This is a genomic window from Arthrobacter sp. Y3224055 (assembly GCF_059090825.1).
The window spans coordinates 310486-324625 of sequence record NZ_JBNHGB010000001.1 but is presented as its reverse complement, the minus strand read 5'-3'; the positions used below and the strand labels follow the sequence as shown (position 1 = coordinate 324625).

Below are 14140 nucleotides of genomic sequence, written 5' to 3'. Positions count from 1 at the left end.
CATCATGCGTTTTTCGTCATTGGTGGCCGCGACGACGTTGGGGCTCGTCGTCGCATTGGCGCCAGCCGGTCCGGCGCTCGCCGGCCCAGCCGAACGGCAGGCCGCCTGCACAGCCCTGGGCGGAACGCTCAGCGGCAACGGCAATAATCAAACCTGCACCGTGAAAACCGTCGTCGTAGGTCCGGATGTTCCGTCAGGCACTCCGACGACCACGTTCAGCCCGGACCGGCCCGTGGGCGACCCTGTCACCGTGGACACGTCCCTTCCATCCCGGCAGCCGGATCCCACGGTGACAACCGAGGAGCGCAATGTCGGCGACGCGACCGTCGTCAGGACCGAGCGGGCCGGCACCCCGGTCGTGACCGAGGAAGAGCGCGATGCCGGCGAGGCCGTCAGCGAGGACGTCGTTGTTCCCGGCACTCCGACGTCGACAACCCGGACGGAGCGGGGCACGCCGACGAGCACCGAGACGCCCGCGACTACCAACTGCCGCAGGGTGAACAACGAGCGGGCGGCGAAGCCCGTGGAGAGATGCGAAAGGGCCGTCCTGACCACGACGACGACGCCCACAACGATCGTCACCACGACGACCACCCCGCAGGAACGGGTCACCACGACGACCCAGCCGCGGGAAACGCTGATTACCACGACGACGCCGTTCACGGAGGTCTTCACCAGCACCCAGCAGCGTGAAATGTGCACCACGGCGACCTACCAAACGGTGATCGCCACCGCGACGACGCAGCAGACGGAGCGCACGGCGACGACTACGCAGCCGACAACGCGGACCACCACCACGACGATCACCACGTTCAACTTCCCGCGCGGCACCGACGTCCCCACCCCCACCGGCGTGCCGGTGGTGACGCAGGAAACGGAACCAGGGACTCCTGTGGTGACGGAAGCAGTGGTTCCCGGCACGCCGATCGTGACCACCGGAACCCGGCCGGGCGACGAGGAATCGGAGACCGAGTGCGCGCCGATCGCCCCCGTGGTGACGGTCACCGAAGGGGAAACGAGGCAGGAGGTTACGACGGCGACCGTGCCCGCAGAGCCGGTTGTCACCGTGACCCGTGAGGACATCGAACCGCTTGTCGTCGAGACCGAGGCCCCGGGGGCGCCGATCGTGACGACCGACGTCCGCAGCACCGGCGAGACCTGCTACAACAACCCCTCCAACGCAGAGCAGAGGAGCAACCGCTGCGCGGCATAAACTCCTAACCGGGTCTGACGGCTGCCGCCTTCCCTCCGGGAGGGCGGCAGCGTCATGCGCTCATGCCAAAGCCGGACGGCTACTGCAGGCGGCTAGAGCCCGTGCACCAGGAGGTTCCGGTGCGGCTGCACCCAGCCTTTGGCCAGTGCTGTTTTCGCATCGTATCCGTCGGCGATTAGCTTGGCCTTGATTCCGGAGGCTTCGAGTCCAAGTGGGCCCGTATGCTCGAGCCGGCCACATCCGGCGGCATAAACACCGAATGCCGGGTTGTCCATTATTAAGCACATTTCGCGGGGGTCGGGGGTGTCCATCAAGGCGGTGTAGAACGCGTAGCCGTCCTTTTCCGCCAGGAAACGAACGCTGTCCGAAACTACGCCCAGCCCTTCTAAGCGCTCCGCCGGTATGTCGTCCTCGGTACTGGAAGGGGCAGACAGTGCTGACACCCGGGGAGCCTGGTGGTTGGTGCAGCCTGCCAGCGCCAGCAGTACCGCGGCTGCAACGCTCAGTCTGGTCAGCGTGCGCATGATCTTCCCGTCTCGGCTGAAGCAATGTTTGCCTCACGCTAAGCGGGAAATGATCAGTAAAGGACGAAACGAATGTTGCGATGCGGTAACTAAAGCACCAAGGAGTGGGATTGGGCGGAATTGAGGATCTTATGGCCGAGTCCAGCGAACGTTGGGCTAAAGCGGCGAAAAGAGCTCAGGGGTTGGCAGACAACGGACTGGGCGCCGCGGTGAAGGTCTACTACACGCGATTCTGGCTAGTGGGCGTGATCGTCCTGATCCCGATTGGTTCCCTGGCGGCGGCTTTGGCCTTTGGGGCTTCTAATGGCGACTGGCCAACGTACCTAACGTTCGGCTGCATGCTTGCGGGGCTAGGGACCATGATCGGAGGTCTGATCTTCAATTCGAAAAGGCTCGTACCGGCAGCCGAATATGGAAACGTCGACGTGACCCTGTCGCTAACGAGCGAGGAACGAAAGCACGTCCGCCGGCAGGTAGCAGGCAAGGCGGCAGTCGTTCCAGAGCATCTCACGGTAACGCGCGGCGCGGCTGTGCAGATACGAAAGGCTCTTGCGACGCAGCTGTTGATGATGCCGTTCTACCCTTTGTTTCTCATGGCTCAAGCCATCAACGGCGTGGGACGGAATGATCCATTCGGCTGGGTCTTTGCCGGAATGGCATTCCTCTCACTGATCGGGCTCCTTTTTCTCATAAGAGATTTCCGCCGCACGGGTCAATTCCTCGCACGCACGGCTGATCAGCCTTGAGGGTGCCCTTGCCATCCGTCATCAGGCAAGCCGCTGCGGTGGGGTGGCGTCAGGGCCCATGACAAGACAAGGACCGCAGCCGCTGGTCTTATGGCTGCGGTCCTTGGCACTCCTACGGACTCTCTACGGACTAACGCCTGGTAACCACCTGAGCCAGGCGTTTCGTTCCCGGACTACCGGTAGTTGATGAACTGCAGGTCGACGTCCAAGTCGGAGCCCTTGAGCAGCGAAATGACTTCCTGCAGGTCGTCCCGGGACTTGGAGGTGACGCGCAGTTCGTCGCCTTGAATCTGGGCCTTCACACCCTTGGGGCCCTCGTCCCGGATGATCTTCGAGATCTTCTTGGCCTGGTCCTGGGCAATGCCCTCCTTGACGCCGGCCTCGATCCGGTACTCCTTGCCGGAAGCGAACGGCTCACCGGCGTCCAGCGACTTCAACGAAATGCCGCGCTTGACCAGTTTCGACTGAAGCACGTCCAGAACGGCCTTGACCCGTTCCTCGGAGTTGGCCTTCATCAGGATTTTTTCGCCGCTGAAGTCAACCTCGGCGCCGACTCCCTTGAAGTCATAGCGCTGCGCGATTTCCTTCTGCGCCTGGTTCAACGCGTTGGCGACTTCCTGCTTGTCCACCTTGCTGACGATGTCGAACGAAGAATCGCTGGCCATGGTTCCTCCTGGGTCGGGGCGTATGTGTCTTGCCACCAGCCTACTGAATCGCATCCGATGGCGCGGCTTTCCCAGCTGGGACGCAGGTTCCGTCCATTGTTCCTTCATCCGGGTTGGCGAGAATCGAGAAGCCGTATCGACACCAATCTTCAGGAGAAGCACACACATGGCAGCCCGCCCGCAGTACATAGTCACTTCGATGAGGGTTGCCGCTGGTTCGTTCCTGACCGTAACGGCCGTCGCCACAGTGGTTGTGATGGGCTCCGCGCCGGCCTCGGCGGCCACTGCCTCCCTGGCGTCCGCACAGGCGCCCGCCGCGGCGGCCGGCGCCGCGACGATGATCCGTCGGGACACCCAAGAGCTGGAGCGTGAACTCCGCCAGGACCTCGCGGCCGGAGCCGTCTTCGATGGTGCCACCGGCGATGGCGGGTTGGCAGGCCTGGGCGACCCGTCCAGCGCCGCGGGCGCCGACTCCAGCGCCGCGGGGGAGAGGAATGGTTCCGGGCCCGCTGCCAGGTTGGACGGCATCCGCCGCGAGATGGATCAGGCGGTGCGGATGCAGCTGGTCACCGCGGAGCAGGCAGAGCGGTTCGTCGGGCAGATGGAGGAGCGGATTTCCCGGGGTTTGTAGACCCCGCGGAGCCCGATTCGATTCTTGGACCGATCTTTGTGTAAAGTTGTCTTGCTTCCTCACGGGGAAGCGGTCTTCTTCTGAAGAAGGCGTTCGGCAGATTACCCGAGCGGCCAAAGGGGGCTGACTGTAAATCAGCTGGCATTGCCTACGGGGGTTCGAATCCCTCATCTGCCACCGAACGGGAAACCCCGTCTGACCAGGTGCATCACTGGTCGGACGGGGTTTTTCCGTACCTGCCGGCCATGCCGGCCGCCGCTGGTTCATGCCCTGGCACAGGGTTGGGGACCGGCGTCGATAGACTTGACCGCGGATGTGACCGGCGACGACCAACTGCCACGACGAGGAGTTTTCTTGCGACAATTCACCGCCCGCTTCGCGACGCCGGAGGAAATCGAGGCATGGGACAGCCATGTCACGGCCAACCCTAACGGCGGCAACATGCTCCAAGCCAAGGCCTACGCCCAGGTCAAGGCGGACCACGGGTGGAAGCCGCTGTACCTGGCGTATGAGACCGAGGACTACACCAGCTACAACCTGGTGTTGGAAAAGCACGTTCCGTTGCTGGGCAACTACTGGTACATGATCAAGGGTCCCGACGTCGCCTCGCCCGAGGACCTGCCCGGCATCTTCGAGGCCAACCGCAACTTCTGCCGGGAGCAGGCACGCGGCGTCTTCGCGATCCGGATCGAGCCGGATGTCGAGGCCACGGACGGAACCCGCGCGCTTCTAGCGCGCGAAGGCCTGGTCAAGATGCCCGACCTGCAGCCGAACGACCACACCGCAATCGTCGACATCTCCCCGGAGCCGGACGTCGTCCTCAAGAGCTTCTCGTCCCGCGGGCGCAACGCCGTGCGCCGCGCCATCCGAGAGGGCGCCGAAGTGGTGACTGCCGAACCGACGGAAGAGAACTTCCGGGCGATGTTCAACCTGATGGGACAGGTGCAGCAGGGCCAGAAGAACGTGCAGGTCCGCTCTTTCGAGTACTTCAAGGCGTTCTGGGGCAACTTCATTGCCGCCGGGCAGGGCCGGCTGCTGTTCACGTACGAAGACGGCAAGCCGTCGGTGGGCGCGTTCGTGGTCAACTACGGACGCAAGGGCACCTACAAAGACGGCGGATCGCTGCCGCGCCGGAAGCAGTACGGCGACTCCCACCTGATCCAGTGGACGGCCATGAACCAGCTCAAGGAGCTGGGCATTACCAGCTACGACCTGTGCGGGACTCCGCCGTCGTCGGAACTGAAGAACCCCGAACATGAGTACTACGGGCTGGGCCTGTTCAAGACCAGCTTCACCAAGACCATCACCGACTTCGTCGGCTGCTATGACCAGGTGATCTCCCCGTTGAAGTACAAGCTGTGGTCCGCTGCCGGTGAAAAAATCGCCCGCGGGCTCTACGTGCGCCGCCGAAACCAGCCCTTCTACTGAGCGGCGCCGCCGGCCCGAGCGAGGCACTTCGCAACAGCCCGCCCGGCCCTGTAGCTGCCCTGACAGCGAGCGCTCAGGCCGCTTCGGCCAGCGGCAGCGGATGGATGTCCCAGAGGAAGCAGTACGTTTTCGGCCCGGAATGGTGCATCACGTTGTAGTACAGCCACTGCCAGGCAGTTGCGCCGTTATGGTCTGCCGGAGCAGGCGGACAGTCGGCTGGCGTGTACCACCGCCCTTCGCTCCAGATGCAGTGCAGGTCGCCCACGTAGGTTGCCGCCGGTCCGGCGCCGGGCCTGCCGTGCGGGAGCCCGATCCTGCCCTTCAGCGCGGCGCCCTCACCCACGGCGTACAGCTCGTTCCGTGACGGGTCGTGGGCAAACGGCAGGTGTTCCTCCAACTCGTCCATCACGGCGATGCTCTTGGAAATGGCGGCGTCGAGTTCCAGTCCGTCGGTGACAATCAGGACGGTGAAGCGGTTCATGTCGAATCCTCCGGTCGCGGTTTCTGGTGGAATCGACCTTAGGGATCCGGCAACGGCGGCCGGTAGCCCCGGCGGGGGATTGTGGATAACGGCTGGGGCGCCGGCTCATGCGCTGAGCGAACAGGGGGCGACAGGCCGCAACCCGGCGCGTTAGCGTGGAGGTATGGCAACCATCGATATCACCGAGGCCCAGTTCCCGCAGACCATCGAAGAGAACGACATTGTGTTCGTTGACTTCTGGGCCGACTGGTGCGGCCCGTGCAAGCAGTTTGCCCCCGTCTACGATGCAGCGTCCGAGGAACACGGCGACATCGTCTTCGCCAAGGTGGACACCGAAGCCGAGCAGGGCCTGGCCGCCGCGGCCGGCATCACCTCGATTCCGACGCTCATGGCCTTCCGCGAAAAGGTGCTGGTGTTCTCCCAGCCCGGCGCCCTGAACTCCAGCCAGTTCGGCCAGTTGGTGGACGCGGTCAAGGGACTGGACATGCAGGAAGTCCACGCCCAGGTGTCGGCCCAGCAGCAGGCGGCGCAGGACGGCCAGGCCTCCGAATAGCTACAACGGTCAAGACTCCGGAGGGGGCGGGGCGCATGCCCTGCCCCCAGGGCTTTAAGGCGAGCGGTGTTTCCGGCGTCAGTGCCGCGTCGGTGCAGCGTTAGTGCCGGCGGTGGTCCTGCGGCGCCAGCCGCGGCCCGAACGCGGGCTTGCGGAAACCGCTCAGCACCAGCATCCGGACCACCCGCTGGCGGTGGCCCCGCCACGGTTCCAGGAGTTCGAGCATGCCGGCGTCGTCCGTCTTGCGTCCGGTGAGGGCGAAGCCGACGAACGCCGCCAGATGGAAGTCGCCCACCGACACCGAGTCCGGATCCCCGTGCGTGCGCTGCGCGGTCTCGGCCGCGGTCCACGGTCCGATCCCCGGGACGGTGCACAGCTTGCGGGCCAGTTCTTCGCCGGCCGGCAGCGAGGCCAGCCGTTCCAGGGCGCCGGCCGAGGAACAAACCCGCATGATGGTGCCCGAGCGCTTCGAGTCCACCCCCGCCCGGTGCCAGTCCCAGGACGGGATGCGCCGCCACCCCTGCGCCGTCGGCGGGACCATGAGCCCGCTCGGTGCGGGCCCCGGCGCCGGTGCCCCGTGGCGGCGGACGAGGTATTTGTAGGAGTAGCGTGCCTCGATGGTCGTGATCTTCTGCTCCAGGATCACCGGCACGAGCGCATCGATCATCCGCCCGGTCGCCGGCAGCCTCAGCCCGGGATGTCGTCGGCGCGGCTCACGCACCAGCCGGGGCAGGCCGGTATGGAAATCCGGGGTGTCGAACCCCGACCAGTCATCGTCCGCCCCCAGCAGCGCGGGGAGCCCGGCCAGCGCTTCCTCGGCACCCGGCCCCCAGGCCCGTCCCATGACGACGGCGGTGCCCCGGCTGCCGTCGTGCCCTCCCGGACCGCGGGTGAGGCGCAGGGTTGCCGCGCCGGAGGAGGTATTCAGCGTCAGCCAGGCACCGGCGTCGTCAATCCGGGCGGTGGGATCCTGCGTGCCGCGGGACAGGATGGACAGGGTTCCGCGCAAGTCATACGGCTCCGGAAACTCCACCAGTGCGGTGAGCCCGGTGCCGGGCGCGGTGGCGGTGGACAGCATGGATTAATCGTCCCACGCGCTCCGGACCGTTCTTTCACCCGGGCCTGTTCGGGCAAGCCCCTTTCGGGAAAGCAGCCGCGCAGGCGCGGCCCACGGTGGCCGCAGGCGGGCCCCGGGCATGAACCCGTCTTACGCCGGATGTGCCCCCGGATACGCTGGCGGGTAGATTTGGGCCCATGAAATATGCCAATTCCGTTCTGGACCTGATCGGCAACACCCCGCTGGTCAAGCTGAACAAAGTGACCGAAGGTCTTGCCGCCACCGTCCTGGCGAAGGTGGAGTATTTCAACCCGGGCGGTTCGATCAAGGACCGCATCGCGGTGAAGATGATCGAAGAAGCCGAAAAGGACGGGCGGCTGAAGCCCGGCGGCACGGTCATCGAACCCACCAGCGGCAACACCGGGGTGGGTCTGGCCCTGGTGGCGCAGCAGAAGGGCTACAAGTCCATCTTCGTGACCCCGGACAAGGTGGGCCTGGAAAAGCGCGACGTGCTCAGGGCCTACGGCGCCGACGTCGTCGTCACCCCGACCTCCGTGGCGCCGGACAGCCCGGAGTCCTACTACGGCGTCTCCGACCGGCTGGTGACCGAGGTCGACGGCGGCTACAAGCCGGACCAGTTCAACAACCCGGCCGCGCCGGCCAGCCACTACGAGTCGACCGGCCCGGAGATCTGGCGCGACACGGACGGCCGGGTCACCCACGTGGTGATCGGCGCCGGCACCGGCGGAACCATCACGGGAACCGGCCGCTACCTCAAGGAAATTTCCGCCGACCGCGCCGGCGGTCCCGTGAAGATCATCGGCGCCGACCCCGAGGGATCGGTCTACTCCGGTGGCAGCGGACGGCCGTACTTCGTCGAGGGCGTCGGCGAGGACATGTGGCCGGACAACTACGACAAGTCCGTCCCGGACGAGGTGCTGGCCGTCAACGACGCCGAGGCCTTCGCGATGACCCGGCGGCTGGCCCAGGAAGAGGGGCTGCTGGTCGGCGGTTCCTCCGGCATGGCCGTGGTGGCAGCGCTCAAGGTGGCCGAGGGGCTGGGGCAGGACGACATCGTGGTAGTGATCCTGCCGGACTCCGGACGCGGCTACCTGGGCAAGATCTTCAACGACGACTGGATGAAGTCCTACGGCTTTATCGCCGGCGGAGACGAAGCGACAGTGGGCGAGGTGCTGCGGGGCAAGAGCGGCACGCTGCCGGACCTGGTCCACACCCATCCCTACGAGACGGTGCGCGACGTCATCGGGATCATGAACGAGTTCGGCGTCTCGACCCTGCCGGTGCTCTCGCAGGAGCCGCCGGTGGTCATGGGCGAGGTGGTCGGCGCAGTGAACGAACGCGAACTGACGGCCAAGCTGTTCAAGAACGAAGCGAAGCTGACAGACAAGGTCGGCGACCATCTGAGCGCGGCCATGCCGCTGGTCGGGGCGCTGGAACCGGTCTCGGCCGCCCGCGAGAAGCTGCAGGCGGTCGACGGCGTGCTGGTGACGTTGGCCGGTGCCCCGGTGGGCGTGTTGACCCGCCACGACCTGCTGTCCTACCTGACGAGCTGAAGGAGAGAAGAATGAGCGCAGAGAACACCCAGGGCTTCAACACCCGCGCCGTGCATGCCGGCCAGGTGCCGGACGAGGCCACCGGCGCGGTGGTGCCGGCGATCTACCAGTCTTCGACCTACGCGCAGGACGGCATCGGCGGGCTGCGCAACGGCTACGAATACGGCCGCGGCACCAACCCGACCCGCGATTCCCTGCAGGTGCAGCTGGCGGCGGTGGAGGGCGGCAAGCACGCCTTCTCCTTCGCCTCCGGGCTGGCAGCCGAAGATGCGCTGATCCGTGCCCTGCTGTCCCCGGGCGACCACATCGTGCTGGGCAACGACGCCTACGGCGGAACCTACCGGCTCATTGACCGCGTGCTCGGTTCCTGGGGGATCGGCCACACCGTGGTCGACATGTCCGACGAGTCGGCCGTGGCCGCCGCGGTCAACGAGCACAAGGCCCGGTTCCTCTGGGTAGAGACCCCGTCCAACCCGATGATGAAGGTCACCGACATCGCCGCCCTCGCCGAGCTGGCCCACGCCGCCGGCGCGCTGCTGGTCGTGGACAACACCTTCGCCTCTCCGTACCTGCAGAACCCGCTGGCCTTCGGCGCCGACGTCGTGGTGCATTCGACCACCAAGTACATCGGCGGACATTCGGACGTGATCGGCGGGGCCGTGGTGCTCAACGACGACGCGCTCGCCGAGAAGGTCGGTTTTGTGCAGTTCGCGGTGGGAGCCGTCTCCGCGCCGCTGGACGCTTTCCTGACCACCCGCGGGCTGAAGACGCTGGGCGTGCGGATGGACCGGCACTCGGCGAACGCCCAGGCCGTGGCCGAATGGCTGCAGGGCCGGGCCGAAGTCGAGGCGGTCTACTATCCTGGCCTGCCCGAGCACCCCGGCCACGAGCTGGCCAAGAAACAGATGCGCGGCTTCGGCGGCATGGTCTCCGTTTCCTTCACGGGCGGCGAGGCGGCGGCCCGCAAGGTGGCCGAGTCCACCGAGGTGTTCACGCTGGCGGAATCGCTGGGCGGCATCGAGTCGCTGGTCAACTACCCTGCGGAGATGACCCATGCCTCGGTGAAGGGCACCGAACTGGCGGTGCCGGAGAACCTGATCCGGCTGTCGGTGGGCATCGAGGACATCGATGACCTGATCGCGGACCTGGAAAAGGCCTTCGGCCAGCTCTAGTCACCCATGGAGGCGGCGGTACCGGCAGGCCGGTCCGCCGCCTCTGGCGCGTCCGGGGCCGGAAGAGAATACTGTGTCCATGGATGCGAACAAGCAGTACCCTCCGGCCAGCGTCGTCGCCGGTCTGCAGTCGCGCAAGGCCCACGAACTGATCGAGTTCCTGACCGGGGCCATGGGATTCATCGAGCATGCACGGTTCGAGGAGCATGGCCTGGTGGTGCACGCCGAGTTGCTCTGGCCCGAGGGCGGGATGGTGATGGTCTCCAGCCACGCGGAGGGGACCCTGTGGGCCCGGGAACCCGGTTCGGCCCAGCTGAACGTCTATACCCGCGACCCGGACGGTGCGTACGAGCGCATGAAGGCGGCCGGGGCGTCGATCATCCGGGACCTGCAGGACACCGACTACGGCGACCGAGGCTTTGGCATCAACGACCCGGACGGAAATCTGTGGGCCATCGGAAAATACCGCGGGCAACCGCTGCCTGCCGACTCGGCCAAGGAACAGGACGTCAGCTACGAGGGCCACGCCTGAGCCAGCACCGGACGCACTTATGATTGCCCCATGAAATCCGGATCCCTGCTGGCCCTCTGCCGGCTGCACGCCTTGAAGCCCGATGCCAGCAAGGTGGGAATCACCGGGATCGACAAGCGCCCGGTCGACGGACGGGTGCCGGTCCACCCGATGGGGCTGCGCGCCGATGTCCAGGCGGATCGCAAAAACCACGGCGGAGAGCTCAAGGCCCTCTACGCCTATGCCCAGGAGGATGCCGACGCGTGGTCGGCCGAGCTCGGGCGCGACATCGCGCCGGGGCTGTTCGGCGAGAACCTGCGGACCACCGGCCTGGACGTCAGCGGGGCGCTGGTGGGGGAGCGGTGGCAGGTGGGCCCCGACGTCGTCGTCGAAGTGACGATGCCGCGGATACCCTGCGCCACCTTTGCCCGCCACATGGGCGAGCCCCGGTGGGCCAAGCGTTTCCTGCACAAGGGGTTGCCCGGCGCCTATCTCAAGGTCATCGCCACCGGCTCGCTGGCGGCCGGTGACAGCATCGAGGTCCTTTTCCGCCCGGCGCACGGCGTCAGCGTGGCCGACTCCTCGCTGGGGCTCAGCCCCGGGCAGGCGCAGGCGCTGCGGGCCTCCGAGACCAGCGGCGAGATTGCGCTGCACGGCAACGTCGCCAAGGCGGTCCGGAGGGTTCTGGATCGGGGCCGGCTCCACGCCTGAGGACGCAGGCCGCGCTCCTTCGGGCCCCGGTTGTCCGGCGCCGCCCCGGACCGTAAGCTTTATGCAACTTGTTGTGCAAAGGAGTGCATCGTGGCCGTGGCCTACCCGAAGTTGTTCGAACCGCTGGACCTCGGCTTCACGGTCCTGCCCAACCGGGTGCTGATGGGGTCGATGCACGTCGGGCTGGAGGAACTGCCCGGAGGCTTCGAGCGCATGGCCGCCTTCTACGCCGAACGCGCGCGCGGCGGCGTCGGGCTGATCGTGACGGGCGGCTTCGCCCCCAACGCGGCCGGCCGGCTGCAGCCCGGCGGCGCCATGATGACGACGGCGGAGGAGGCCGCCCGCCACACGATCGTTACCGGCGCCGTCCACGCCGCAGGTGGGCGGATAGCGCTGCAATTGCTGCACGCCGGACGTTACGCTGCGCATCCCGAGCCGGTAGCGCCCAGCCCGTTGCAGGCCCCGATCAGCCCGTTTACGCCCCGCGGGCTCAGCGAACCGGAGATCGGGCAGACCATCGAGGACTTCGCGGACGCGGCCGCGCTGGCCCGCGAAGCAGGATACGACGGCGTCGAAATCATGGGGTCCGAGGGCTACCTGATCAACGAGTTCATCGCCGCCCGCACCAACCGGCGGACCGACCGCTGGGGCGGCAGCTACCGGAACCGGATCCGCTTCCCGCTGGAGGTTGTCCGCCGGACCCGCGAACGGGTGGGCGAGGATTTCATCATCATCTACCGCCTGTCCATGCTGGATTTGGTGGAAGGCGGTTCCACCTTCGAGGAAGTCGCCGAACTGGCCCGCGGAGTCGAAGCGGCGGGGGCCACCATCATCAATACCGGCATTGGCTGGCACGAATCCCGCGTGCCGACCATCGCCACCTCGGTGCCGCGTGCCGGCTTCTCCTGGGTCACCCGCCGGCTGATGGGCGCCGTCGGAATTCCGTTGGTAGCCACCAACAGGATCAACAGCCCCGATACCGCCGAACAGCTGCTGGCCGACGGATACGCCGACATGGTGTCCATGGCCCGCCCGTTGCTCGCCGACCCGGCATTCGTGCTCAAGGCCTCGCGCGGACGGGCCGACGAGATCAACACTTGCATCGCCTGCAACCAGGCCTGCCTGGACCACACCTTCGTCGGCAAGACCACCTCCTGCCTGGTCAATCCGCAGGCCTGCCACGAGACCGAACTGCTGATCGCGCCCGCCGCCGCGCCCAAATCGCTGGCCGTGGTCGGGGCCGGGCCGGCCGGGCTGGCCTGTGCCGTCACTGCGGCCAGGCGCGGGCACCGCGTCACCCTCTTTGAAGCGGCGGACGGCATCGGCGGCCAGTTCAACCTGGCCAAGCAGATTCCGGGCAAGGAAGAGTTCCACGAGACCATCCGCTATTTCAGCCGCCAGCTGGAACTGCTCGGCGTGGAGGTGCGGCTGAAGACCCGGGCCACGGCGGCGGCCCTGGCCGAAGGCGGGTTTGACGAGGTCGTCCTCGCCACCGGCGTGCTGCCGCGGGTCCCTGACCTGGACGGCGTGGACCACCCGAGCGTGCTCGGCTACCTGGACGTGCTGCGCGACCACCGGCAGCTCGGTGAAACCGTGGCGGTGCTGGGCGCCGGCGGCATCGGCTTCGACGTCAGCGCGTACATCACGCAGGCCGGTCCCAGCGCCACCCTGGATCCGGGCCGGTTCCGCGAGCACTGGGGGGTCGACGACGACCCCGCGGCGCGCGGCGGCCTGGCCGCTCCGCGGCCCGAACGCCCGGCCCGCAGCGTTTACCTGCTGCAGCGCAAGGAATCCAAGCTCGGCGCCGGGCTGGGCAAGACGACCGGGTGGATCCACCGGGCCGAGCTCAAGAGCCGCGGGGTGCAGATGATCCCGGCGGTGACCTACCGCAGGATCGACGACGACGGACTGCACCTGACCGTCGACGGCACCGACACGGTGCTCGCCGTCGACAACGTGGTGCTCTGCACCGGCCAGGAGCCGCAGCGGGAGCTGCAGGAGGCGCTCGAAGCTGCGGGGCTGCCGGTCCACCTGGCCGGCGGCGCCGACGTGGCGGCCGAACTCGACGCCAAACGCGCCATCAACCAGGCGACCCGGCTGGCCGCGGCGCTGTAACGGAGCGAGCCCTCATGTCCTTGCCGCACGCCATCCTCACCGCCTTGCTGGAGCGGCCCGGGTCCGGGGCGGAACTGGCCCGCCGCTTCGACAAGTCGTTCGGCTTCTTCTGGCCGGCGACGCACCAGCAGATCTACCGCGAGCTCGCCAAGCTGGAACAGAACGGCCTGGTCGAATCAACGGGCCGCGACTCCAGCCGCGGGCGCGCCAAGGAGTACCAGGTCCTTGCCGTCGGCCGGGAGGAACTGCGGCGCTGGACCGACGAACAGCAGAACCCGCGCCCCGTCCGGGAAGAGCTGATGATCCGCCTCCGCGCCTCCTCGGTGCTCGGAGATGTCCCGATTCACGGCGAAATCGAGCGGCATCTGGGCCTGCACCGCGCGCAACTCGCGGCCTACCGCCAGCTCGACCAGCGGGGCACCTGGACCGACGCCAACCGGCTGCAGCGGGCCGTGCTGCAGGCAGGCATCATGTTCGAGCAGGCCTGGATCGAGTGGGCCGAGCAGACCCTGCAGGGGGAGTAGGAACACGACCCGGGGCTCGGCGCCGGGTGCCCTGCTGTGCCAAAGGTCACCGCCCGCCGTCGTGCTCCCCGTCCCCGCCCACCCGGAGCGTGCCGTACACTGGATACATCCCCCACTGTCGGTATTCCCTTAGTTCTGCGCGATAATGCCGTTTACGGTCTTGTCGAAGCGTCTGATTGTGTGTGGGCCCGCCTCTATGCGGCGGGCAGTTTCATGTTTGGGAGCGCCGGCTAAA

Annotated in this window: 15 protein-coding genes and 1 tRNA gene; 12 read left to right on the top strand and 4 right to left on the bottom strand. The window is 67.0% G+C overall.

All coding sequences use genetic code 11. From position 1 onward, the window contains the following. The first annotated feature begins 4 nt into the window (after positions 1-4). Entirely contained in the window at positions 5-1213 is a 1209-nt protein-coding gene (locus tag AC5RTY_RS01595) for a hypothetical protein (protein ID WP_494138839.1), read from the top strand. Positions 1214-1305: 92 nt separating this feature from the next. Here AC5RTY_RS01595 and AC5RTY_RS01590 read toward each other — a convergent pair whose 3' ends face one another. Further along, a complete protein-coding gene (locus AC5RTY_RS01590) occupies positions 1306-1737 on the bottom strand; it encodes a hypothetical protein (RefSeq protein WP_494138838.1) in 432 nt (143 codons plus the stop codon). Between the two features lie 110 nt (positions 1738-1847). Between AC5RTY_RS01590 and AC5RTY_RS01585 the strand changes: the two genes are divergently transcribed. Next, positions 1848-2483, top strand: a complete 636-nt coding sequence (locus AC5RTY_RS01585; RefSeq protein WP_494138837.1) for a hypothetical protein — start codon at positions 1848-1850, stop codon at positions 2481-2483. A 173-nt stretch (positions 2484-2656) separates the two neighbouring features. On the opposite strand, the gene AC5RTY_RS01580 is transcribed toward AC5RTY_RS01585, so the two are convergent. After that, on the bottom strand, positions 2657-3148 hold the full coding sequence (locus tag AC5RTY_RS01580; RefSeq protein WP_494000553.1) for a YajQ family cyclic di-GMP-binding protein: 492 nt from the start codon (positions 3146-3148) through the stop codon (positions 2657-2659). Positions 3149-3347: 199 nt separating this feature from the next. On the opposite strand from AC5RTY_RS01580, the gene AC5RTY_RS01575 reads away from it, so the two are divergent. From AC5RTY_RS01575 to AC5RTY_RS01565, 3 genes are all read left to right on the top strand, one after another. Then, positions 3348-3779 carry a hypothetical protein gene (locus tag AC5RTY_RS01575; RefSeq protein WP_494012771.1) on the top strand — a complete coding sequence of 144 codons (432 nt, stop codon included), beginning with the start codon at positions 3348-3350 and terminating at the stop codon, positions 3777-3779. 95 nt (positions 3780-3874) lie between these two features. Further along, positions 3875-3956 (top strand) — tRNA-Tyr (locus AC5RTY_RS01570). A 177-nt stretch (positions 3957-4133) separates the two neighbouring features. Then, a complete protein-coding gene (locus AC5RTY_RS01565; protein ID WP_494025401.1) occupies positions 4134-5207 on the top strand; it encodes a lipid II:glycine glycyltransferase FemX in 1074 nt (357 codons plus the stop codon). A gap of 73 nt (positions 5208-5280) precedes the next feature. Here the strand turns inward: AC5RTY_RS01565 and AC5RTY_RS01560 are convergent, their stop codons facing one another. Next, positions 5281-5688, bottom strand: coding sequence for a hypothetical protein (locus tag AC5RTY_RS01560; protein WP_494138836.1), 408 nt, complete (start codon positions 5686-5688; stop codon positions 5281-5283). A gap of 163 nt (positions 5689-5851) precedes the next feature. Here AC5RTY_RS01560 and AC5RTY_RS01555 point away from each other — a divergent pair, with 163 nt between their 5' ends. Continuing rightward, positions 5852-6241 (top strand): thioredoxin family protein, encoded by a 390-nt coding sequence (locus AC5RTY_RS01555; protein ID WP_494138835.1) that lies wholly within the window; start codon positions 5852-5854, stop codon positions 6239-6241. Positions 6242-6341: 100 nt separating this feature from the next. Here AC5RTY_RS01555 and AC5RTY_RS01550 read toward each other — a convergent pair whose 3' ends face one another. Next, the gene (locus AC5RTY_RS01550; protein WP_494138834.1) at positions 6342-7319 is read right to left on the bottom strand and encodes a DNA-3-methyladenine glycosylase family protein; all 978 of its coding nucleotides are present in this window, start codon (positions 7317-7319) and stop codon (positions 6342-6344) included. A gap of 176 nt (positions 7320-7495) precedes the next feature. Here AC5RTY_RS01550 and AC5RTY_RS01545 point away from each other — a divergent pair, with 176 nt between their 5' ends. The 6 genes from AC5RTY_RS01545 (at position 7496) to AC5RTY_RS01520 (ending at position 13905) form a co-directional block, all read left to right on the top strand. After that, positions 7496-8872 (top strand): cystathionine beta-synthase, encoded by a 1377-nt coding sequence (locus AC5RTY_RS01545; protein ID WP_494138833.1) that lies wholly within the window; start codon positions 7496-7498, stop codon positions 8870-8872. Positions 8873-8883: 11 nt separating this feature from the next. Then, the gene (locus AC5RTY_RS01540) at positions 8884-10044 is read left to right on the top strand and encodes a cystathionine gamma-synthase (protein ID WP_494138832.1); all 1161 of its coding nucleotides are present in this window, start codon (positions 8884-8886) and stop codon (positions 10042-10044) included. 79 nt (positions 10045-10123) lie between these two features. After that, the gene (locus tag AC5RTY_RS01535) at positions 10124-10576 is read left to right on the top strand and encodes a VOC family protein (protein WP_494000545.1); all 453 of its coding nucleotides are present in this window, start codon (positions 10124-10126) and stop codon (positions 10574-10576) included. 30 nt (positions 10577-10606) lie between these two features. After that, complete coding sequence (locus tag AC5RTY_RS01530) at positions 10607-11266, top strand: MOSC domain-containing protein (protein ID WP_494138831.1); 660 nt, start codon at positions 10607-10609, stop codon at positions 11264-11266. A 90-nt stretch (positions 11267-11356) separates the two neighbouring features. Beyond that, positions 11357-13381 (top strand): FAD-dependent oxidoreductase, encoded by a 2025-nt coding sequence (locus AC5RTY_RS01525; RefSeq protein ID WP_494138830.1) that lies wholly within the window; start codon positions 11357-11359, stop codon positions 13379-13381. Between the two features lie 14 nt (positions 13382-13395). Next, complete coding sequence (locus tag AC5RTY_RS01520; RefSeq protein ID WP_494076310.1) at positions 13396-13905, top strand: PadR family transcriptional regulator; 510 nt, start codon at positions 13396-13398, stop codon at positions 13903-13905. Positions 13906-14140 lie beyond the last annotated feature (235 nt).